The sequence below is a fragment of the Brevibacillus sp. FSL K6-0770 genome (genome assembly GCF_038000275.1).
Lineage (GTDB): Bacteria > Bacillota > Bacilli > Brevibacillales > Brevibacillaceae > Brevibacillus > Brevibacillus parabrevis.
Window position 1 is genome coordinate 413,290 of record NZ_JBBOBQ010000001.1, and the last position, 21,666, is coordinate 434,955.

At 53.9% G+C, this 21,666-nt stretch carries 17 protein-coding genes, 1 pseudogene and 1 riboswitch; of the genes and pseudogenes, 16 read left to right on the plus strand and 2 right to left on the minus strand.

The window, feature by feature from the left end; translation table 11 throughout:
* Window positions 1–21 precede the first annotated feature (21 nt).
* The 10 genes and pseudogenes from kdpB (NST23_RS02315) to NST23_RS02355 all read left to right on the plus strand — a co-directional run.
* Window positions 22–1,287 (plus strand): annotated as a pseudogene (gene kdpB, locus NST23_RS02315) (potassium-transporting ATPase subunit KdpB); the annotation flags it as partial.
* A gap of 88 nt (window positions 1,288–1,375) precedes the next feature.
* Window positions 1,376–2,209: a putative bifunctional diguanylate cyclase/phosphodiesterase gene (locus tag NST23_RS02320; protein ID WP_233454136.1), complete on the plus strand. Its 834-nt coding sequence runs from the start codon at window positions 1,376–1,378 to the stop codon at window positions 2,207–2,209.
* A gap of 112 nt (window positions 2,210–2,321) precedes the next feature.
* Window positions 2,322–2,465, plus strand: a riboswitch (cyclic di-AMP (ydaO/yuaA leader).
* Window positions 2,466–3,054: 589 nt separating this feature from the next.
* On the plus strand, window positions 3,055–3,132 hold the full coding sequence (locus NST23_RS28395) for a potassium-transporting ATPase subunit F (protein WP_083955723.1): 78 nt from the start codon (window positions 3,055–3,057) through the stop codon (window positions 3,130–3,132).
* A 48-nt stretch (window positions 3,133–3,180) separates the two neighbouring features.
* The gene (kdpA, locus tag NST23_RS02325) at window positions 3,181–4,854 is read left to right on the plus strand and encodes a potassium-transporting ATPase subunit KdpA (protein WP_340963038.1); all 1,674 of its coding nucleotides are present in this window, start codon (window positions 3,181–3,183) and stop codon (window positions 4,852–4,854) included.
* Window positions 4,855–4,880: 26 nt separating this feature from the next.
* Entirely contained in the window at window positions 4,881–6,920 is a 2,040-nt protein-coding gene (kdpB, locus tag NST23_RS02330; protein WP_328140647.1) for a potassium-transporting ATPase subunit KdpB, read from the plus strand.
* A gap of 44 nt (window positions 6,921–6,964) precedes the next feature.
* Entirely contained in the window at window positions 6,965–7,525 is a 561-nt protein-coding gene (gene kdpC / locus NST23_RS02335; protein ID WP_122966666.1) for a potassium-transporting ATPase subunit KdpC, read from the plus strand.
* 16 nt (window positions 7,526–7,541) lie between these two features.
* A complete protein-coding gene (locus NST23_RS02340) occupies window positions 7,542–9,875 on the plus strand; it encodes a universal stress protein (protein ID WP_280649146.1) in 2,334 nt (777 codons plus the stop codon).
* Between the two features lie 13 nt (window positions 9,876–9,888).
* A complete protein-coding gene (locus tag NST23_RS02345; RefSeq protein WP_173597957.1) occupies window positions 9,889–10,668 on the plus strand; it encodes a hypothetical protein in 780 nt (259 codons plus the stop codon).
* A gap of 35 nt (window positions 10,669–10,703) precedes the next feature.
* On the plus strand, window positions 10,704–11,573 hold the full coding sequence (locus NST23_RS02350) for an arginase family protein (protein ID WP_173597958.1): 870 nt from the start codon (window positions 10,704–10,706) through the stop codon (window positions 11,571–11,573).
* Between the two features lie 35 nt (window positions 11,574–11,608).
* Window positions 11,609–12,577: a sporulation protein gene (locus NST23_RS02355; protein ID WP_217023189.1), complete on the plus strand. Its 969-nt coding sequence runs from the start codon at window positions 11,609–11,611 to the stop codon at window positions 12,575–12,577.
* Window positions 12,578–12,728: 151 nt separating this feature from the next.
* Here NST23_RS02355 and NST23_RS02360 read toward each other — a convergent pair whose 3' ends face one another.
* Together NST23_RS02360 and NST23_RS02365 are read right to left on the minus strand one after the other, a co-directional pair.
* Window positions 12,729–13,349 (minus strand): HXXEE domain-containing protein, encoded by a 621-nt coding sequence (locus NST23_RS02360; RefSeq protein ID WP_173599974.1) that lies wholly within the window; start codon window positions 13,347–13,349, stop codon window positions 12,729–12,731.
* A gap of 12 nt (window positions 13,350–13,361) precedes the next feature.
* Complete coding sequence (locus NST23_RS02365) at window positions 13,362–13,949, minus strand: TetR/AcrR family transcriptional regulator (protein WP_173597961.1); 588 nt, start codon at window positions 13,947–13,949, stop codon at window positions 13,362–13,364.
* Window positions 13,950–14,186: 237 nt separating this feature from the next.
* Here NST23_RS02365 and NST23_RS02370 point away from each other — a divergent pair, with 237 nt between their 5' ends.
* From NST23_RS02370 to NST23_RS02395, 6 genes are all read left to right on the plus strand, one after another.
* Window positions 14,187–14,921, plus strand: coding sequence for an MntP/YtaF family protein (locus NST23_RS02370; RefSeq protein ID WP_340963041.1), 735 nt, complete (start codon window positions 14,187–14,189; stop codon window positions 14,919–14,921).
* A gap of 107 nt (window positions 14,922–15,028) precedes the next feature.
* Window positions 15,029–17,833, plus strand: a complete 2,805-nt coding sequence (locus tag NST23_RS02375; RefSeq protein WP_122966656.1) for a calcium-translocating P-type ATPase, SERCA-type — start codon at window positions 15,029–15,031, stop codon at window positions 17,831–17,833.
* Window positions 17,834–17,879: 46 nt separating this feature from the next.
* Entirely contained in the window at window positions 17,880–18,581 is a 702-nt protein-coding gene (gene yunB, locus NST23_RS02380; protein WP_122966655.1) for a sporulation protein YunB, read from the plus strand.
* Window positions 18,582–18,722: 141 nt separating this feature from the next.
* Window positions 18,723–19,706 carry a copper amine oxidase N-terminal domain-containing protein gene (locus tag NST23_RS02385; RefSeq protein WP_340963043.1) on the plus strand — a complete coding sequence of 328 codons (984 nt, stop codon included), beginning with the start codon at window positions 18,723–18,725 and terminating at the stop codon, window positions 19,704–19,706.
* 226 nt (window positions 19,707–19,932) lie between these two features.
* Window positions 19,933–21,024, plus strand: coding sequence for a PAS domain-containing sensor histidine kinase (locus tag NST23_RS02390; RefSeq protein ID WP_122966653.1), 1,092 nt, complete (start codon window positions 19,933–19,935; stop codon window positions 21,022–21,024).
* Complete coding sequence (locus NST23_RS02395) at window positions 20,999–21,655, plus strand: response regulator (protein ID WP_063229374.1); 657 nt, start codon at window positions 20,999–21,001, stop codon at window positions 21,653–21,655. The genes NST23_RS02390 and NST23_RS02395 overlap by 26 nt, the downstream gene beginning before the upstream one ends.
* Window positions 21,656–21,666: the final 11 nt, after the last annotated feature.

A 21,666-nucleotide genomic window follows, 5' to 3' on the forward strand; every position in this document is an offset into this window, starting at 1 on the left:
TTTCATAGGATAGAAAGGTGAATGGCCGTGAAACAAGTAGAAGAGCATTCGACATTCCACAATAAAATAATCGGAACAGCTTTGTTGGAGAGCGTACGCAAGCTAAACCCGCTGGTTATGAAATCGAATCCTGTACTGTTTGTGGTTGAGATGGGAACTGTGCTAATCCTGCTCATGATCCTTTTCCCCCATTATTTCGGAACAGAGAATCAGATAGGCTGGAACACAGGCGTATTTTTGGTTTTGCTGTTTACCGTCCTGTTTGCCAATTTTGCCGAAGCACTGGCAGAAGGGCGGGGAAAAGCGCAGGCAGATACGTTGCGCCGGGCCAAAAGAGATACTGAGGCGAAACGGCTGAAGGCAGACGGGGGCATCCATGTGGTGTCTGCGGAGGAACTGCGAAGAGGGGATCTTGTTCTGGTAGAGACGGGTGACTTCATTCCTGGCGACGGTGAAATTGTCGAGGGGCTGGCTTCGATTGATGAATCAGCGATTACAGGCGAATCTGCACCTGTAATCAAACGGGCGGGAAGTGATCAGTCGTCCGTGACTGGCGGTACGCGGGTCACGAGTGATTCTATCTTGATCAAAATAACTACGAACCCGGGCGATTCTTTTTTGGACAGGATGATTGCCTTGATCGAAGGCGCCAAACGGCAAAAGGCCCCAAACGAAATCGCCCTGAATACGGTATTGATCGTATTTACGCTTATTTTTCTCATCGTCGTAGTCACACTGGTGCCAATCGCCGCCTATGCGGGCATTCATCTCAATATTTCTGTCCTGGTCGTACTGTTAGTTTGTTTGATTCCGACGACGATTGGCGGTCTTTTGTCTGCGATCGGAATCGCAGGCATGGATCGGGTTACCCGCTTCGGTGTCATTGCGATGTCAGGCAAGGCAGTAGAGGCGGCTGGTGACGTCAATACGATTATTTTGGACAAAACAGGCACGATCACGTACGGCAATCGGCTGGCGGCGCAGTTTGTTCCAGTCGCAGGAGCAGAGGAGAAGGAGTTGATAGAGGTAGCGGTACTTACCTCTCTGTTTGACGATACGCCAGAAGGCAACTCGATCCTCATGCTCGCCAAGCAAAAGCATGTCGTTTGCGACGTGAAGGCATACGAAGGCCAGGTCGTACCGTTTACCGCAGAAGAACGGATGAGCGGGCTGAATTACAGAGGGGTTCAATATCGGAAGGGAGCGGTTCGCGCCATATGTGACTACGTGGGCGAGCGGCAAGGAACAATCCCGAAAGACCTGAAGGAACGAAGCGCCCAAATCTCCCGCTATGTACAGTGCAAAAGAGAAGGGACGAAATCGATACATTGTGTACTCCTTTACGATGAGCAATCATGCATCAGAATGTCTTGCGATGGAACAGGAACTTCACAAAGCTTTGGAGAGGGGGGAATTTCATCTGCAATACCAGCCGCAAATCGATTGCCAGACAGGAAAAATAGTCGGAGTCGAGGCGCTGCTGAGGTGGCAGCATCCCGTATGGGGGCTGGTTTCCCCGGCAGACTTCATTCCACTGGCAGAAGAGACGGGACTTATTGTACCGATTGGCGAGTGGGCGCTGCGAACAGCCTGTAACCAAGCCAAGCTCTGGGAGCAGGCAGGATATGACCCGTTGCGAGTTGCCGTCAACTTGTCTGCCCGTCAGTTTCAACAAGAGAATCTGGTACAGATGATTCAGCAAGTTCTTCAGGAGACGGACATGCAGCCCGAGCTTCTGGAGCTAGAGATTACCGAAAGCGCCGTCATGAAAAATCCGGATGCGGTGATCGGTGTTCTGCATGAGTTAAAGCGATTGGGGATGAAGCTGTCGATTGACGACTTTGGCACCGGATACTCTTCGCTTAGCTACTTGCGCGATTTTCCCATAGATCGTCTGAAAATTGATCGCTCCTTCGTAAGTGCTATTACGGAAAAGGACGATGCCGTGATTGCCCAGTCGATCATTGCCATGGCCCATAATCTGCACCTCAGCGTTTTGGCTGAAGGGGTGGAAAACGAGCTTCAGTTTGCTTTTTTGCGTGAACAGAAGTGTGATGAAATGCAAGGATACCTTTACAGCAAGCCTTTGTCGGCAGAAGAAATAAAGCAATGGCTGCAAAAAATCGGACAGGGCATTTCCGAACGCGGTCCATGCGTTGCGAGAAAACGCGAGATAATCGACGAAATATCTTGCGCGGCTGAGTCCTGACAGGATTAAATCGCTTACATCGATAAAGACTGCACAAATCGTGCTAAAAAGCGAGAAACAAGACATTAACAACCGATTATGCCAGACGTATAATGAGACTCGTAACCAACAATTGCAAATCTGGCCAAATCCCGAGGCACTCGGGAACGGAGGACCCAATTTTGTAGGGGTTAATTCCACGATTCGTGGAAGGGATGAGTAACTCTTTCGCCATCCTACCCGTCAGCTAACTTCGTCGGCTAAAGCGAGGGAGGTCTAAAGACCGCCTGTTTGAGGAGGCTTTTTTTGTTGTCCTTTTGGATGAGCAAAGAAGCTTGCTCGAAACGAAAGATGCAGGTCTTTTCGTTTTGCCCAAAAAATGAATACACGTTTTTCGGAAAAAGGAAACGGGAGACAAAACGCAAAGAAGGCACATTCAAGTCGGCTGGGCGTTCGGTAGACCAATGAGTACTTTTTCTCCGAAGAAGTGATCGTCTTTCATACCGCTAAAGTGCGGGCGGGGCTTGCCCTGTCTGTTGAGCTTTGCTGGTCCATTGTGGCGATCTTTTCGGGGAATGAGTAAGCATTGGTCTATTTTTTTGCTTCCATGGCAGGTTTTTTCAGGGGAGAAAGCTTGTACCAGGAAGTGAGCGAAAGAGGCGAATCGGCACGACTTTGTTCAAGGTAGATGGAGGTGGGCGCCTGAAGGAAGCTGGCGCGACAAAAACGGCAAACTGCAAGCGGAAAAAGGAGGGACTTTTCATGGACTTAGTTGCCATACTGCTCTTGGCAATCTCGTTTGTTACATTTTTTGCCCTGATCAAGTTTTGTGATGCGGTAGTAAAAGAACAGGGAGGAAAAGAAAAATGATCTTGCTGCTGTTGATTGTGGCCGGACTGGCGATCTACCTGGGCCACGCACTGATCTATCCGGAAAAGTATTAAGGATTGGTCGAGCGATTCATTTCATAGAGGAAGTAGGAGGAATTGTCCGTGGACTTTATACAAATATCGGTGGTTTTGGTGGTGCTGCTCTTGTTGGCGATTCCGACGGGACGCTATCTGGCGCGGGCCTTTTCCCTGGAAAATACGCGATTGGACCGCGCTTTTGGCGGGGTGGAAAAAGTCATTTACAAATGGTCCGGCATTCGCGTCGCAGACATGACCTGGAAGCAGTACGCGACGGCGGTTTTGGTCAGCAATATCACGATGGTTGCGATTGCTTATCTGCTCTTGCGCTTGCAAGGAATGCTGCCGGGGAATCCGAGCGGTGTGGCGGCGATGGACCCGTTGCTGTCGTTCAATACGGCGGTAAGCTTTTTGACGAATACCAATCTCCAGCATTACAGCGGAGAAAGCGGTTTGTCCTATCTGTCGCAGATGATGGTGATCATCTACCTGATGTTTACGACACCAGCTACGGGGATTGCGGTCGTCATGGCATTCATGCGCGGATTGACCGGGCAGCGCAGCATCGGAAACTACTATGTCGACCTGGTGCGGGCGCATACGCGTGTGCTGCTTCCCTTGGCAGTAGTCGTGACACTTCTTCTGGTGGCGCAAGGCGTGCCGCAGACGATGGAACCGACAGCAACGGCGACTACATTGAGCGGGGCTGAACAGCAAATCGCACGCGGTCCGGTAGCTTCGCTTGTATCGATCAAGCATTTGGGAACGAACGGCGGCGGGTTCTTTGGGGTCAACTCTGCGCATCCGTTTGAGAATCCGACTCCTTTGACGAACGTGCTGGAGATTTTGTCGATGTTCCTCATTCCGGCGTCTCTGCCTTTTGCCTTCGGTTTCATGACGAAGAGCCGCAAGCAAGGCTGGATCATTTTTGGCGCCATGGGTTTGATGTTTCTCGTGTTCCTCGGGATTGCCTACGGAAGCGAGATCAATGGCAACCCGGCGCTTGAACGTGCAGGTTTGTCACAGGCCGTGGGCAGCATGGAAGGAAAAGAAGTGCGTTTTGGCATTGCGCAGAGCGCCCTGTTTACAGCGGTGACGACTGCGGCGACGACCGGAACGGTCAACAACATGCACGACACGCTGACGCCGCTGGGCGGACTGGTGCCGCTCGGGGAAATGATGCTGAACTGCGTATTCGGCGGAGATGGCGTCGGTACGGTAAACATTTTGATGTATGCGATTTTGGCTGTATTTATCGCGGGCTTGATGGTCGGACGGACGCCCGAGTTTCTCGGACGAAAAATCGAAGGGAAAGAGATGAAGCTGATCGCGATTGCGATTCTCGCCCACCCGCTGATCATTTTGGCTCCGACCGCGATTGCGCTGGCCTCGGAAATGGGCACAGTCGGAATCTCCAATCCGGGCTTCCACGGCATTTCGCAAGTTTTGTACGAATTTACGTCCTCGGCAGCCAACAACGGCTCTGGCTTTGAAGGACTGGGCGACAATACGCCTTTCTGGAACATTTCGACTGGGCTGGTCATGCTGTTTGGCCGATACGTGTCGATCATCGCGATGCTGGCGGTAGCCGGTTCGTTGCTCGCGAAAACGCCTGTACCTGAAACGATGGGTACGCTTCGCACAGACAATGGTGTGTTTCTGGTCATTTTGATCGCGACGGTCGTGATCGTGGGTGCGCTGACGTTCTTGCCGGTACTGGCACTTGGCCCGGTAGCCGAGTGGTTGACCATCCGATAATTCAAAAGGCAAAGGAGATATTTCCAATGAGCAGAACGCGCACGGTTGCGTTTCCAAAAGATTTGTACCAGCGTGCCTTTGTCGAGGCGCTGAAAAAACTGGACCCGCGGGTCATGATCAAAAACCCGGTCATGTTTGTGGTCGAAGTCGGATTTGTCGTGACCCTGCTTTTGACGATCTTGCCCGATCTGTTCGGGGGAGCCTCTGATCGCGGATACAACGGGATCGTCAGCCTGATTCTGTTTGTGACCATTCTGTTCGCCAACTTCGCCGAGGCATTGGCAGAAGGACGCGGAAAAGCACAGGCTGAGAGTCTGAAAAAAACGAAACAGGATACAAAAGCGAGAAAGCTCGCTAAAGATGGCTCGATCCAAATGGTCAGCTCGACGGAACTGCGCAAAGGCGATCTGGTCATCGTCGAAGCGGGCGAGCTGATTCCGAGTGACGGAGAGATTGTCGAAGGTGTCGCCTCCGTGGATGAGTCGGCGATTACGGGTGAATCCGCGCCTGTCATTAAAGAAGCGGGTGGCGATTTCAGCTCCGTTACAGGCGGTACGCGTGTAGTGAGCGACCGGATTCGCGTCCGTGTGACGACTGATCCTGGCGAGTCGTTCCTCGACCGGATGATTTCTTTGGTCGAAGGTGCCAAACGGCAAAAAACTCCGAACGAAATTGCGCTCAATACGTTGCTGGTCAGCTTGACGTTGATTTTCCTGATCGTCTGCACGACTTTGCAGCCGATCGCAAGCTACGTCAATGCCGCCATTCCGATTGCTACGCTCGTGGCTTTGCTCGTCTGCCTGATTCCGACGACGATTGGCGGTTTGCTTTCCGCCATCGGGATTGCCGGGATGGACCGGGTTACGCAGTTCAACGTCATTGCGATGTCGGGGAAAGCAGTGGAAGCTTCGGGCGACATTAACACGATTATTTTGGACAAAACAGGCACGATCACCCACGGAAACCGCATGGCAGCGGAATTTGTGCCAGTGGGCAACAGCAAGGCAGACGCTTTGAACAGGGCGGCAGCACAAAGCTCCATACTCGATGAAACACCGGAAGGCCGCTCGATTGTGGAACTGGCGAAAAAGCAAGGTCTTGCAGCAAGCGAGCTGGAACTGCCGGGCGCAGAGGGCGTGGAATTTAGAGCCGAGACGCGCATGAGCGGCACGAATTTGGCAAACGGCACGCAAATTCGCAAAGGTGCAGTAGACGCGATCAAAACGTACGTCAAGGAATTGGGAGGCCGTATCCCGGCAGACCTCGACGAAAAGGCAAACCGGATCGCAACCGCAGGCGGAACGCCGCTGGCAGTGGTGGAGGGAAATGTCGTTCTCGGGCTGATTTATTTGAAGGATACCGTCAAGCCGGGGATGAGAGAGCGCTTTGAAGAACTGCGACGCATGGGGATTCGCACGGTGATGTGCACGGGGGATAATCCGCTCACAGCAGCGACGATTGCCCGCGAGGCAGGGGTAGACGATTTTGTGGCGGAAGCGAAGCCGGAGGACAAGATTGCCTTGATCCGCAAAGAACAGGCAGCGGGCAAACTGGTCGCGATGACAGGCGATGGCACGAATGATGCGCCAGCGCTCGCCCAGGCGGATGTCGGTCTGGCGATGAACAGCGGGACGGTTGCGGCGAAGGAAGCGGCCAACATGGTCGACCTCGATTCCGACCCGACGAAAATTATTGAGGTAGTGGCGATCGGCAAGCAGCTTTTGATGACGCGCGGCGCACTGACGACTTTCAGTATCGCAAACGACGTGGCGAAGTATTTTGCGATCATTCCGGCGATGTTCATGCTGGCGATCCCGCAAATGAGCGCCCTCAACATCATGGGCTTGGCTACGCCGCAGAGCGCCATTTTGTCCGCGCTGATCTTCAACGCGATCATCATTCCGATCTTGATTCCGCTGGCGATGAAAGGCGTAAAATACTCGCCGATGAGCGCGACCAAGCTGCTCAGCCGCAATCTGGTGATCTATGGTTTGGGCGGCATTCTGGTGCCTTTTGTCGGCATCAAGCTGATTGACCTGGTGCTGGTCGGATTGAATCTCGTATAGGCGAAACCGCCACAATCGAAACAGGAAAGCAAAGGTGAATATCCATGATTTTGAAAAACCTCCGATTGTCTGTCGTTTTACTGCTCATATGCGGACTGATTTACCCGCTTGCGATGACAGGGGTGGCGCAGGTCGTCATGCCGACGCAGGCGAGCGGCAGTCTGATTGCCGATGCGAACGGCAAAGTAGTCGGCTCCGAGCTGATCGGGCAAACGTTCACCGATCCGCAATATTTCTGGGGCCGCATCTCGTCTATCGACAACAATGCAGCAGGCTCTGGCTCGAACAACTACGCGCCATCCAACCCGGCACTGACCGAGCGCGTGCAAAAAGACATCGCTGCTTTCCTGGCTGCCAACCCGGGCGTCGCGCAAGCAGATATCCCGGCCGATTTGCTGACCAACTCCGGTTCGGGCCTTGATCCGCACATCTCGCCAAAAGCGGCAGCCATTCAGGTGCAGCGCGTTGCGAAGGCGCGCAATCTCGATCCGGCAAAAGTTCAGGCTTTGGTTGCGGAAAACACGGAAGGAAGAAGCATGGGAGTATTTGGAGAACCGCGAGTCAACGTACTGAAGCTGAATCTGGCTTTGGATCAGCTGAAATAAACAGGAGGGCTGCGAGATGGTCGAGCAGTTTCGCCGAAAGACCCCGGAAGAAATCTTGCAGTCCATCTCCAGAATGCACCGGGGCAGGCTGAAAATCATTCTGGGGGCAGTGAGCGGCTCAGGGAAAACGTATCATCTGCTGATGGAAGGGCAGAGTCTCCGAAAAAAAGGAATCGACGTAGTCATCGCCGCTTCCGGTGCGGCCGCATCGCCGAAGCTTGCTCCCAAGCGGGAAGGTCTGGAGGAAATCCCTTCCCTTCTCTGGCATGCGCAAGGCGAGGCGAAGCATGACCTGGATGTCGGCAAAATTTTGGAGCGAGATCCCGAAGTCGTGCTGGTGGACGGGCTGGCTCACCGGAACCGTCCGGATGCGCCACGCCCGACCCGGCTCGATGACGTTCGTTATTTGCTCGACCACAATATCAGCGTGATTGGGACCGTCAACATTTACGAATTGGCGGGAATGAAAGAGATGGCGGAACGACTGACCCGCGCACAGGTGCACATCGATCAGTGCGTGCCGGAAGAGACGCTGGCTCTTGCCGACGAGGTAAAGCTACTGGACGTGACGCCGGAAGCGATCCTGAAACGGTTGCAGGAAGAGGATGGTGCTGCTTCGATGCGCAGCAACCATCCCTTGCTGCGCAGAGACAATCTGCATGTGCTGCGCGAGCTGGCGCTGCGGTTCGTAGCCACAGGCGTGAACGAAGATTTGGAGGAGTACCGCGAGAAGCACGGCATGGTGGGAGCATCCGGGGCAACCGAGCGCATTTTGGTATCGGCCCAGTATCATTGGAACGGCTCCATCCTGGTGCGGCGCGGACAACAGGTTGCCAAGCGGCTCGGCGGAGAGCTGTTGGTCGTCTGCTTTCGTCCGGCCTCCAAAAAGCTGAGCAAAGAAGAAGCGACTTTTCGCAGAGCGATTGCAAAGCTGGTTGACAAGGTAGGCGGTACGTTTGAGGAAACGCCTTTGCAGCGGGAAAAGGACGTGGCAAGCGAGCTGGTCGCCTACGCGATGGCGCGCAATGTAACCCGGATCGTCATGGGGCAGTCGAAGCGAACCCGCTGGGAAGAAATTTGGCACGGTTCGATCGTCCATAAAATTCTCCGGAAAACGAAAAATATCGATATTTTAATTGTCGCCGACCGCTCAGAGCGCGACGGGGAGCGAGTGATGCCAGCCAAGCGCCACACTACGGAAACGATCAATCCGTATCGCCGCCTGTCGCAGGAAGAAATGGAGCAGGAGATCGGAAAAATCAGGCGCGGAGCGTTAAAGGTATACGTCGGGGCAGCGCCTGGCGTGGGCAAAACTTACACGATGCTGCGGGAAGGAAACGAGCTGGCCGAAAATGGCATCGATGTAGTGATCGGCCTGCTGGAAACGCACGGGCGTAAAGAAACGATCGAGCAGGTCGGCGGACTGCCCCTGATTCCGCGCAAGCGCATCCCGTACAAAAACGTGACCTTGACGGAGATGGACACGGACGAAATCATTCGGCGCAATCCCGAGGTCGTCCTGGTCGACGAGCTGGCGCATACGAATGTGCCCGGGAGCGAGCGCGAAAAAAGGTATCAAGATGTGGAGAAGCTGCTTGCGGCAGGTATTTCCGTGATTTCCACGATGAATATTCAGCATCTGGAAAGTCTGAATGACAGCGTCGAACAAATTACGGGAGTACGTGTGCGGGAAACAGTGCCCGACCATATTTTGCATCAGGCGGACGAGGTTGAGCTGATTGATATTTCCCCGAAAGCGCTGCGGCAACGAATGCGCGAGGGAAACATTTACGCGCTGGAAAAGGTGGAGCAGTCTCTGGCGAATTTTTTCCGGACGGGCAATTTGATAGCGCTGCGGGAATTGGCTTTGCGCGAAGTGGCAGACGACGTTGACGAGCGGCTGGAGGCGTGGGAGCGGCGGACGCTCAGGGGGCCGTGGCGACAACAGGAGGTCATTTTTGTTTGCGTCAATTTGCGTTCCGACAGTGAGCGGCTGATTCGCAGAGGCTTTCGTCTTGCCTATCGGCTCAAGGCCGTTTGGCATGTGGCGTACGTCAAAGATCACGAGCCGCTTACCGAAGAGGAAGAGGCGCAACTGGCAAAGCTGCGCGCGTTGACCAAGCGGCTGGGAGGTCGCTTTGAACAATACGAAGCAGCGGGAAGGCGCAAAGTTTTTACCCAGTTGATCAAGCAGATGAACGAAAAAGGCACGACACAGGTCATTATCGGACAATCGGCGCGGACGAGGTGGAAGGAAATACGCGAAGGCTCGGTCGTCCAGCGATTGCTGCGCGAGGCTCGGCACATGGACGTCCTCGTCGTAGCCGATCAGATGCCGGATATGAGGTAAAGGGAGGATCACAATGGGCACAGAAAAAGCAGGGCAATGGGCGAAAAGCCTGGCAGACGCCTACAGCCGTTTGGAGTGCCTGATCAATGAGTGCGCCGGACAGGACCAGAAGAGCCAGCCGGAGCCGAGTACAGAAGCATTGCTGTTTTTAGAACTGATACGAATTTACGTCGAGGAAGAAGAAATCCGGGTGAGGCAAAAGCTGAAGCGCAAATCGTCCCAGCGAATCTCCCGCGTCATGCACGAGCGGATGGGGGCGTTTCTGGCAGAGCGGATTGCAGGGATTTCTTTTCAAGTGATGGACGGCCTGCTGTTTTTGCAAGCGCGGGAACAGACGGTCGCGGCGATCAAATGCATTCCCGACTTGGGCAGCTACGATACTCCGTCGTGGAATGCGACGATTGCCCGGTTTGCCAAACAGTATGAAAAGCGTTACAAGCTGGCGCCTGGCAAGCTTTTGTTTGTGGTGTGCTCTCTCGCCAAAAGCCTGGATGCCCAACACGCCAAGGCTTTGACCGGAATCGACGTCTGGTGCGGTTCGGCCCTTACTGCGCCAGTGTATCGGGAAGCTTTGCAAACGTACGTCAGCAAATGTGTAGAAGCGATGGATGCCGTACCGAATCCGCGAGGGCAAGTGTATTTTTTGAGTCCGGGCGCCCATCCGAACACGTTTGCCTGCCAATTGTTGCGCGGCGAGCCTGCTGTCATGCCTGATGGCTGGCTGAAACCTTCTGTCAACGAACTAATGCAGTTCGTCCAATCGAGGTGCTATACTGATGGTGATTTCCAATAAATGAGGTACTGGAGGAGCTGTCTATTAACGTAAAAGTGGCTGGTATCCCGCATTTCACGGGAGCGTATGTGTCTGGAACGGAGCTGGCCCCGGACGCACTGAGAAAAGCGGGGCTCATCGAGCAATTGCAGCAAGTTGGCTTGACAGTGGCGGATAGCGGCGATTTGAGGCTACCTGATTATTTGCCTCGTCACAATATTCCGCCTGTTCGCAATTGGCCTGCGCCGCGCATGCTGTGGGACGTGCTTGGGAAAGAAGCGCAGGCGTGGTTTGCAAGCGACGACGAGATCGTCCTGATGCTTGGCGGCGACTGTAGCCTGATCGTCGGGACGGCTTTGGCCCACCAGGCGCGTCACCAAGAAAAGGCGTACTTGTTGGTCATCGACGGGCATTTGGACGCGGTAGTGCCTTCTGCTTCGCGCTGCATTGGAGCGGCAGGGATGGGACTGTGGTTTTTGCTGCAAGACCAGGGGCAATGGATTGAACGCAGCGGTTGGCGTGCAGAGCGAATCCGGTTGGCGGGCTGTCAGCAACCGCCTGCGGAAACGTACGGAGTGGAGATCACGTCGCTGGAGCAGCTCAAAAGGGCAGGCGTACACGAATCCATCACCCGGATCATGCAGGAGATTCCGCCAGATGCCCGCATACTCGTTCATTTTGACGTGGATGTGATGGACAAGGAAGCGATGGCTGCGGCCTATTCGCCAAGCGAGATCGGGCTTTCCCTGGAGGAAGCGGAGATGCTGCTTGCGACTGTAGTCAGCGATCGGCGCGTCACGGGACTGGAAGTGACGGAGTTTTCCGCTCTCAGGGATACGGAAGGGAAATACGCCGCCAACTTGGTGCAATTGCTCGCTCGCGCATTGGCTACTCGCGCTACGGGAACTTTTTCTGCTACACTATAAATATAAGTAATTGCTTATATTTGGAGGAGAAGCCGATGTTCAAAAAGCTGATGGCAAAATTCGGTGTAGGAGCAGCAACTGTTGATTTGCAACTAGACGCACCTGGATTCCGACTGGGGGAAAAGGTGACAGGCGTCGTGCGGATCGAGGGCGGCAACGTAGAGCAGCGCATTTCCGAGCTGAGCGCTGTCCTGCTCATGAGAGTGAATGTGCGTGGGCAAGAAGTAACCAGACAAGTGCAGGTTTATCCGATCAGCCGCCAGTTTACGGTACAGCCGAAGCCGTTTGTGCAAGAGATCCCTTTTTCCTTTGACATGCCGGATGGACTGGCTATGTCTACTCCAGCCGTTCAATTTGCATTGCAAACCAAGCTGGATGTAGAAATGGCGCTCGATCCGACTGATTTTGACCGTCTGGAAATTTTGCCGCCAGAACGGGTGGAGCGCGTGTTGCGTGCTTTTGATCGCGCAAATCTGCGGCAAAAAGCCGATTCTGGCAAGCTGACGCCGTACGGGCAGGAGTTCGCCTTTTTCCCGGCTGGCGATCTCGGAATCCCGCTCAAAGAACTGGAAGTGATCTTCTTCTCGACTCCTGACGAACTGCGCATGCTTGTGGAGCTTGATCTGGCTAGTGGCTTTCTGCGCCGCGAAAAGGAGTACAAGGCAGAAATCGTGGTGCCAAACGAATTGCTTGCCGCTGGACAAGAGGAAGAGTTGTCCCGCTATTTGCTGGCGAAGATTCGCGATTACGCCAACAACCCGCAAGCCATCCCGTACGTGCAGCTGTCTGCCTACCAACAGGGCCATTACGGTCACCACGGCCATCGCGGCAGCGGCATGGGCGGCATGATCGGAGGCATGGCAGCCGGGCTTCTCGGGGGCATGCTGCTTGGCGAGCTGATGTCGCCAGACGAGGAAATGGCTTCCGACGATGCACAAGAGGAGCATGGCAGCGAAGAGGAAGAAGCAGATTTTGACTTTGGCGGTTTTGACGACGAACTGTAAAAACGTACCTATTCCCATACAGGAAAAAGAGCCGTCGCTTGCTGGAAGACAGCGGGCGGCGGCTTTTGTTGTTCAAACGTTCATGACCGTCTTGCCTGGCGAAAAAGGAGCGACCATGGCCGATCGACTCCTTTTTCGCCAGTCATGATTTCTAAGAATAAGGTCCAAGCTGCTGACGGGAAAAGGCGTAGGGAGACTTCTCGTCTTTCAGCCACATGTTGCCTTTGACGATCAAAATGTACACAGCGACGGCAAAGTACAGCGTTCCGACGATCCAGTCCAGTACCGTAGCCATGTTGTTGGCGACGATGTGCTGGATGTACCAGCCGCCGACCGGAATATGGAAGACGATGACGGCGAACAAGCCCGGATTGTACAAGGTGCCCGCTTTCCGATTCGCAAAAATGCCGTGCCAGACAAACTGGAAAAATCCCATGAAAATCGGCCCGAGCGCCAGCCACACGACGGTGGGGAAAAAGACAGGAACGAGATAGAAAAGATAGGCGATGACGAGGTTGATCACCATGGCCGACTGTCGATTCAGCGGATAGCGCTCCGGATGCTTGCTGGGAAAAATCAGTCCGTTGAACAGTCCGGGAAAATAGCCAGGCCAACGATATTCTTCAAACTGGTGCACGAGGATCGCGATGAAGCTCAACCAAAGAATTTGCTCAATCTCCGGGATGTCCGCCCACCCCGCCAGCAAATAAACTCCCACGATTGCTGCCACGAGTAGTCCGAGATCTTGCCAATACGAGCGCAGAAAGTTCATACTCTTTCACTCCTATTTTGCATTTTCATGAAAATAGCGTGCAAACAACAAGTCCATTTGCTGTTCGACGGAGCCGACCTCGATGCCAGCGCCTGTCGACAGCGTCGATTTCAGCAGAGCCGGAAGGAAAATCGCTCCAAACAATTGCATGATCATCATTTGCAAAAGCTCCTGATCGGCTTCCCCGGTCAGTTCCTGGAGCACAGAGCGCACCTTGACGAACCCGATGCTGCGCAAAAACTGTCCGTATTGGTATTGCGAGGTAAAAATGGCCCCGCCGATGGCGAAAATCCGCGCAACCAGCTCGGGGTATTGCGAAATGACAGAGACGTAGCTGGTCAAAAATTGTCTGAGCCGCGCTTTTGGGGCGACTGTCAAATCGTCGAGCACATCAAAGGTGTCTTGAAAGCTGCCGAGAAAACTGCTGAGAGCTTCGTTGATCAGGCGATCCTTGGACCCGAAATAATAGTTGACCAGTGCGACATTCGTTCCCGAATCTGCTGCGATTTTGCGCACCGTGACGCTCTCGAATCCTTCCGACTTGATCAACTCCAGGGTAGTCTGCAAAATTTTTGCTTTCGTGTCACTGTTTTTATCCATTTTTGGCCGGACAACCTCCTTCTGGTGGGGAAGTTCAGAACAACGTCTTAAACGACGTTTTAAACATTGTTTAATTGAAGGATAGCAGCTTTTCTTTTATTTGGCAACAAGTCTTTTGGCCGGGATAAAAAAGCCAAGAAGGGACTGACTGGTGCAAACATGCCCTGCCTGTTTGTTGGCACAACACTCCTCTTTCTCGCGTATACCTAATAGGCAATGGGAAAGAGGTGACCACATATGAGCGGATGGCTCGCACTCCTGCTCGTTTCCCTGGCCATCAGCATGGACAGTGTCAGCGTAGGATTGACGTATGGCTTGCGCAACATGAAAATGCCCTTTTTGTCGCTGGTCGTCATTTCAGGATGTTCCTTTGCCGTTGTGTATGGTGTCATGCTTGTAGGGTCTTCCCTGACCAATTGGCTGACGCCTGAGATTGGCAAACATATTGGTGCGGCAGTGCTAATCCTGATGGGGTTGTTTACTCTTTGGCGACTTTTCTTTTCCAGGCAAGAAGGGGAGAAGGGACCAGAGCAAGCCCAGCCATGTTTGCTGACAACTCAGGCCGGGGGATCGACAGCTGCGGGTGAAGTGTCCGTTGTACCACAAGCGGCAAATCAGGTAGAACTGGATCGCACAGTCTTGACCCAATTTCGGATTTTCGGCGTGATGATTCAAATTTTGAAAGACCCCTCCAAAGCAGATGCGGACCGTTCGGGACACATCATGGGCTGGGAGGCGGTCATGCTTGGGCTGGCGCTCTCGCTGGATGCATTTGGCGCGGGAATCAGTCTTACGTTTTTAGGATACTCTCCACTCGTCGTCGCGCTCTGTATCGCCATCATGAGCGGACTGCTGCTTGTCGTCGGGCTGGCGATGGGACGACGCGCAGGAAAAGCCAGATGGCTTACACGACTGACATGGCTTCCGCCGATTTTGCTCATTTGCATCGGGTTGGTCAAAAGCTTGAAATAATATCTCTCCACATGAAGACCCGTCCACGGAAAAGGACGGGTTGTTTTATTTTCTGGCTCGTCTGCATACACATGAGAAGGAGTGAGAAGTGGATGGAGGAGATGTAGGTGGATACACAGCCAATTCGAAAATGGTACACGCTGGCGGCGGCCGACGTGACCGAAGCCCTTCATAGCGATGCGGCGCAGGGATTGACTCAGCAGGAGGCAGAGCGGAGACTGGCCAAGCAAGGTGCCAACCAGTTGGCTGAAAACAAACGCAAGCCTCTCTACTCGGTCTTTCTCGACCAGTTCAAAGATTTTATGGTACTCATCCTGTTCATCGCCACGCTGATTTCTTACTTCCTCGGAGAGTATCTGGATGCGATTACGATTATCGCGATCATCATCATTAACGGAATACTCGGGTTCATTCAGGAGGCAAAGGCGGAGCGGTCCCTGCAAGCTCTCAAGGAGCTGGCATCCCCGATGGCGCGCGTCATCCGGGAGGGGCACATTTCCATGATTCCTGCTTCTCGCCTGGTGCCGGGCGATCTGGTTCAGCTTGAAGCGGGCGATCGGGTTCCAGCCGATTTGCGACTGCTTACTGCCAATCGGCTGGAGGTAGAAGAGTCGGCGCTGACGGGTGAATCTGTCCCTGTAGGAAAAAACGTGAAAACGCTCGATACGGCGCAAGCTTCCACCGTGCCGCTGGGAGATCAGAAAAATCTCGCTTTCATGGGCACGATGGTGACAGGAGGGACCGGGAGCGGAATCGTCGTGGCAACCGGGATGACCACTGAAATCGGGAAAATCGCCCACTTGATGAATACCGCCGAAGAAGCGGAGACGCCGCTGCAAGTGCGTTTGGAGCAAATGGGCAAAATTCTCGTGGTTGTCGCCCTGCTCTTGACGATAGTCGTCATCGTAGCTGGTGTGTGGCACGGACACGAACTGTTCACGATGTTTCTCGCAGGGGTGAGTCTTGCGGTAGCAGCCATCCCGGAAGGCTTGCCGGCGATTGTGACGGTGGCGCTGGCGCTCGGCGTACAGCGAATGATCAGACGCAACGCCATCGTGCGCAAGCTGCCATCGGTAGAGACGCTTGGCTGCGCTTCCGTCATCTGCTCTGACAAGACAGGCACGCTGACCCAGAACAAAATGACCGTTACCCATGTCTGGCACAGCGATGCTACGTACGAAGTGAGCGGAAGCGGCTATGTGCCGGAAGGAGCTTTTCATCATCAGGGCAAAATGGTGTCTCCTGCCCGCGATGGAGCGCTCACGCAAATCATCCGTATCGCCGAGCGGTGCAACAATGCCCAACTGATTTGTGAAGAGCAGAGCACACGCAGTTTGCTTGGGATGGGCAAAGCGACGCGGCATTGGCAAGTAGTGGGCGACCCGACAGAGGGAGCGCTGAAGGTGCTCGCTGCCAAAGCAAACGGAAATGCCGCAGAGCGCAGCACTCAGAAAAGCCAGTCGATGCGCGTCGAGGAGCTGCCGTTTGATTCCGATCGCAAAATGATGTCTGTGGTGGAAAAAGGCGCAGACGGAGCGCACTCGCTGCTGACCAAAGGCGCTGCCGAGGCTGTGCTGGCGAGATCCACGCACATTTTGTGGGGAGGCGAGCTACAGCCGCTTACAGCCTCGCTTCGCCACCGGGTATTGGAGCAGACAGAGGTGATGGCGGGCAAAGCACTGCGGGTTCTCGGCTTTGCCTACAAAACATTGCAAGGCTACCGTCCCGGACAACCGATCGCGGCGATTGAAAACAATCTCGTTTTCGTCGGGCTTGTCGGGATGATCGATCCGCCGCGGGAAGAGGTTCGCTCTGCCATCAATCTGTGCCACCAGGCGGGCATCAAGACGGTCATGATTACGGGCGACCACAAGGTGACGGCCGAAGCGATCGCTCGCCAAATCGGGCTGATGCGCGGCTATGGCGAGGTGCTGGAAGGCCGGGAGCTGGATGCGATGTCTGATGCTGTCCTGGCGGATCACGCCGAACGGGTGACGGTGTACGCGCGGGTTTCTCCCGAACACAAGCTGCGCATCGTACGCGCCCTGCAAAGCAAAGGTCATGTGGTGGCGATGACGGGTGACGGCGTGAACGATGCTCCGGCGATCAAGACATCTGACATCGGGATCGCCATGGGCATTACCGGAACAGACGTGACAAAAGAAGCGGCAGACCTGGTGCTGCGCGACGACAACTTCGCGACGATTGTGGCCGCGGTCGAGGAAGGGCGCAACATCTACGACAACATCCGCAAGTTCATCCGCTATTTGCTCGCTTCCAACGTGGGCGAGATTCTCGTCATGTTTTTTGCCATGCTGCTCGGCTTGCCGTTGCCGCTGGTGCCGATTCAGATTTTGTGGGTCAATCTGGTCACGGACGGGTTGCCGGCTATGGCTCTCGGAGTCGATCAGGCAGAGGCCGACACGATGTACCAGCACCCGCGCAACAAGGCGGAAAACATTTTCGGCAGAGGCTTGGGCTGGAAAATCATCAGCCGCGGCTTTTTGATCGGCGCTATGACGCTGCTCGCTTTCTGGCTGACGCTGCGCGAGAATCCAAACGATCTGGTCCACGCCCAGACGGTCGCTTTCGTCACTTTGGTGATGGCGCAGCTGATCCACGTTTTCGACTGCCGCAGCCAGTACAGCGTGTTTCATCGCAATGTGTTTGAAAACAAATACCTCGTCTGGGCAGTCATCTCGTCGTTGGTACTGGTGCTCGGTGTCGTCTACATCGACACGCTTCAGCCCATCTTCAAGACGACAGACTTGTCCATCCGCGATTGGGCGCTGATTCTCGTCACATCCGGCGTACCTACTTTTGTGGCAGGCATCGGCGGCGTGCTCGCAAGCGGCCGACCGCGTCGCGGCAAGCAAAAGCGTTCTTCCATGCGTACGGTACGTCCTGATTGAGCATTGATATAGTTTCGTACGGCGAAACGAGGGAGTGGAAGAAAGCGTGCGTTTTCGAAAAGGAGGCTGGAAAAGGCGCGGCAGAAAAATTTTCGCTACGTTTTTGGTGATCATCGTCGGATTGGCGATCTTGTTCGTGGTCGTGGAAAGAAGAGTAGAGCCAACCTTGATCCTGATTGCGCAAGCCAAAGCCGATCAGGTGGCAAAGCTGGCGATTACGGATGCAGTCACGAAGCGGTTGACACAGCAAGGAGTCGATTTTAACGAAATCGTGATGATGGAAAAGGACGAGGCAGGCAGTATCAAGGCGGTCAATTTCAATTTCCGCGAATACTCCCGAATCGTGGGGGAGACGACGGCCCGCATCCAGAATCGCTTGAAAGAGTTCGAGCAAGAGAACGTCCAGACGACGATTCCGCTCGGGCTGGCTACCAAGAACGTTTTTCTGGAGCACTTGGGCCCGGACATCCCCGTTTCGTTTGTCCCGATTGGCGCGGTAAAAACCCGGCTGGAAACAGGATTGAAGCAGGCAGGCATCAACATGGTGCTCGTCACGGTCTACATTTACGTAGAAGTAGATTTGCGTGTCGTCATTCCGTTTGCCACCAAACAGCAGACCGTGACGACGCAGATTCCGATCAGCGAAGCGCTCATTGTCGGCAAGGTGCCGAGTTATTTGTACAACAATCCTTCCGGGAAGCCGGATGTGCCGATGCCGAAAAATACGCAAATCATCAGTCAGCCATAACTGGTTACAAGAAGGGGGCAGCGACGAAGCTGCCTTCTTTTTTTCTATCCATAAAAATTTGTTGAAACGTTTGCGAAATGGCTCCGTCCAATGAATAGAAACACAACACAAGAGAAAAAACAAACATTGGAGGAATACAACATGAAAACAATTCGTACAGGAATGATGACTCTGGCGGCACTCGCCGTATTGGGCACGAATATCGTATCGGCTACCTCTGAACCAGTTAAAGAACTGTCGGTGAATGTAAACGGAAGCGCGATTACGCAAGCAGCGATTTTTGATAAAGGTCAACAAACGGTATTGGTTCCGCTTCGCCCGGTGGCTGAATCCCTCGGCTTCAAAGTAAGCTGGAACGACAATCTGAAAGCGGCAGAAGTGCAAAAAGGCGCTATCTCTAGCTACGCAAAAGCGGGCGAGGATCGCTATCCATACGCGAAAATGTACAAAACGCTCGGAGCCGAGCCGCGCGTGCTGAACGGCAGCACGTATGTGCCAGTCGCGTTTGTAGATGAAATCTTGCAAGCCGAAGTTAATGTGACAGACAGTGCGGTGACCGTTGTGGACGAAGAAGCAGAAAAAGCGCCAGTGCGTACAGGTACGATTTCTACCATCAACAAATCGGAAAAAGGAAATATCTCTATTGCGCTGGACGGATATGAGACAGGCATCATCCTGCACATCAGCGAAGAGACCAAAATCACCGACGCTGCGGGCAAAGTATTGAAGCCAGAAGACTTGAAGCTGGGCATGGAAGTGGAAGCGACTCACCACAAATACATGGCGATGAGCATGCCGCCGCAAACAGGTGCGCTGACCATCATGGTGAAGAAAAGCCTGGAATCTGCGGAAGTAATGGGCACAGCAGGCAAAGTAGCGAGCATTGCGCCTGACCAGCAAGGCACGTACAAAATGGTGGTAGAAGGACACGGCTTGACCACTACATCTCCGGAAAAAGTGGCGCTGATCATCAACGACAAAACCGTAATCGTAAGTGCCAAGGACAACAAGGCGCTTAAGCCGGAAGAATTGAAGGCAGACATGAACGTAATCGCGTTCTACGGTCCTAAACTGACGCGCAGCTTGCCGCCAATCGGTGTAGCTGAAAAAATCGTAGTAGAGTAAGAGAGAATCCGGGATGGCAGCTGCTGTCCCGGTTTTTTGACGCATGTCGCTGACGACCTACGGCATGCAGGTGAATCGGTCAAGGGTCTCAAGGTCTATTCCAGTGTCATATTTTGTCAATGCCGACTTTGCGCGGAACGGGGCAGGTTAAGGGAATTCCCTGATACACAACTGGTCATGTAAACTCTACAATAGCATGTAGATGATTGTCTCAAAGGAGGAGCGCATGAGTACGTGGAAAGAAGATCTGGGAACATCCAATGAAGCTTTTTCCCTGATGCAGTCCATCTTTGCCAACGTCAGTGACGCCATCCTGGTGATCGACCATGAGGGACGGATTGTCAAGGCCAACGCAGCGCTGGCACAAATGTCAGGCTGGACAGAAGAAGAGCTGGTCCGGGAAAAGCACATTTGCGAGCTTTGCTTGGGCATGGCAACCTGTACGGAGGAGACGAGTTGCACCGATTGCTTTTTCAAGCGGGTGCAAATGCCGTCTTTTGAAATGCGGCTCCGTACAAAAGACGGACACGAACATCCTGTGGCAGCCAGCTCAGCCCGACTGCCCGACGACTCAAGTGGCAAGCTGGTGATGATCTTGCGTGACATGTCAGCTCAACAGCGTGTGGAAAAAGAGCGTTATCAGCACAAGCTGACTCATTTTGCGATTCAGGCGCAGGAAGAAGAGCGGAAGCGCATTGCTCGCGAGCTGCACGACGGCGTAGGGCAGGCGCTTTACAGCATTTTGGTCGGACTGAACGTGGTCAGGCAGGGAAATCCCGGAGAACAGGTCATGCAGCACGTTACAGAGCTGGTGAACATGACATCCAAGGCGATGGAGGAAGTCAAGCGCATGGCTTTGGAGCTGCGTCCATCTGCTCTCGATGATCTCGGACTTTTGCCCGCGTTGCGCTCTTTGATGAAACGAGTGGAAAAGACTTTTCACATACAAGTCGAATTGCACGTACAAGGCGAGAAGCGGAGGTATTCGGCCGCGATGGAAACCGCGTTGTACCGGATCGTTCAAGAAGCCATGACCAACACCGCCAAGTACGCGCAGGCAAGCCAGCTGGCGATCATGTTCGAAAATCGGGAAAAAGAAGTCGTCGTGACCATCGTGGACGACGGCATCGGTTTTGAAGTGGAGAAGACGTTGAGTGTCGGCAAAGGACTTGGCGTGTTCGGGATGAAGGAACGGGCGCAACTGCTTGGCGGTACCGTCGATATTCGTTCGGCACCGCAAGAAGGAACGACAGTCATTGTCCGCGTTCCGTTGCCAAAGGAGGGGATTTTGGATGACCATTCGCGTGCTGATCGCTGACGATCACGCGATTGTACGGTCCGGGCTGGGAATGCTGATCAATGCCCAGGAGGACATGGATGTTGTCGGCTATGCAGCTGACGGCAAGGAAGCTTGCGAAAAAGCGCTGGAAATCCGCCCGAACGTGGTGTTGATGGATTTGAGCATGCCGCCAGGGGAGAACGGCTTGACGGCAACAGCGAGATTGAAGGAAGCAGCACCGGACATACAGGTACTCGTTTTGACGATGCACGACGACGAGGAGTATTTGTTTCGTGTCCTGCAGGCCGGAGCTGCCGGATATATTTTGAAAAGCGCCCCTGACCTCGATCTGATCGCTGCCATTCGTTCCGTCAACAGCGGTATGGCTTATTTGTATCCATCGGCCACGAAATCGCTGATTGAGGAATTTTTACAGATGGTCAAAAACGGCGAGGAACAGGCGAAGTACGAGATTTTGACCGAGCGCGAAAAAGAAGTGCTCGTGCTGATCGCCAAAGGTTTCAGCAACAAAGAAATCGCGGAGCAGCTCACCGTTTCCGTGAAGACGGTCGAGTCGCACAAGGCGCATATCATGGAAAAGCTGCACTTGCGCACGCGGCCTGATCTGGTGCGGTATGCGATCAAAAAAGGCTGGCTCGACTTTGAGTAAACCAGACCGAA

Bases quoted from the DNA above. Each gene is read 5' to 3' on its own strand.
- NST23_RS02320 (WP_233454136.1), top strand. From the start codon at position 1,376: ATGGAACAGGAACTTCACAAAGCTTTGGAGAGGGGGGAATTTCATCTG.
- NST23_RS28395 (WP_083955723.1), top strand. From the start codon at position 3,055: ATGATCTTGCTGCTGTTGATTGTGGCCGGACTGGCGATCTACCTGGGC.
- kdpB (WP_328140647.1), top strand. From the start codon at position 4,881: ATGAGCAGAACGCGCACGGTTGCGTTTCCAAAAGATTTGTACCAGCGT.
- kdpC (WP_122966666.1), top strand. From the start codon at position 6,965: ATGATTTTGAAAAACCTCCGATTGTCTGTCGTTTTACTGCTCATATGC.
- NST23_RS02340 (WP_280649146.1), top strand. From the start codon at position 7,542: ATGGTCGAGCAGTTTCGCCGAAAGACCCCGGAAGAAATCTTGCAGTCC.
- NST23_RS02345 (WP_173597957.1), top strand. From the start codon at position 9,889: ATGGGCACAGAAAAAGCAGGGCAATGGGCGAAAAGCCTGGCAGACGCC.
- NST23_RS02355 (WP_217023189.1), top strand. From the start codon at position 11,609: ATGTTCAAAAAGCTGATGGCAAAATTCGGTGTAGGAGCAGCAACTGTT.
- NST23_RS02360 (WP_173599974.1), bottom strand. From the start codon at position 13,349: ATGAACTTTCTGCGCTCGTATTGGCAAGATCTCGGACTACTCGTGGCA.
- NST23_RS02365 (WP_173597961.1), bottom strand. From the start codon at position 13,949: ATGGATAAAAACAGTGACACGAAAGCAAAAATTTTGCAGACTACCCTG.
- NST23_RS02370 (WP_340963041.1), top strand. From the start codon at position 14,187: ATGAGCGGATGGCTCGCACTCCTGCTCGTTTCCCTGGCCATCAGCATG.
- NST23_RS02385 (WP_340963043.1), top strand. From the start codon at position 18,723: ATGAAAACAATTCGTACAGGAATGATGACTCTGGCGGCACTCGCCGTA.
- NST23_RS02390 (WP_122966653.1), top strand. From the start codon at position 19,933: ATGAGTACGTGGAAAGAAGATCTGGGAACATCCAATGAAGCTTTTTCC.
- NST23_RS02395 (WP_063229374.1), top strand. From the start codon at position 20,999: ATGACCATTCGCGTGCTGATCGCTGACGATCACGCGATTGTACGGTCC.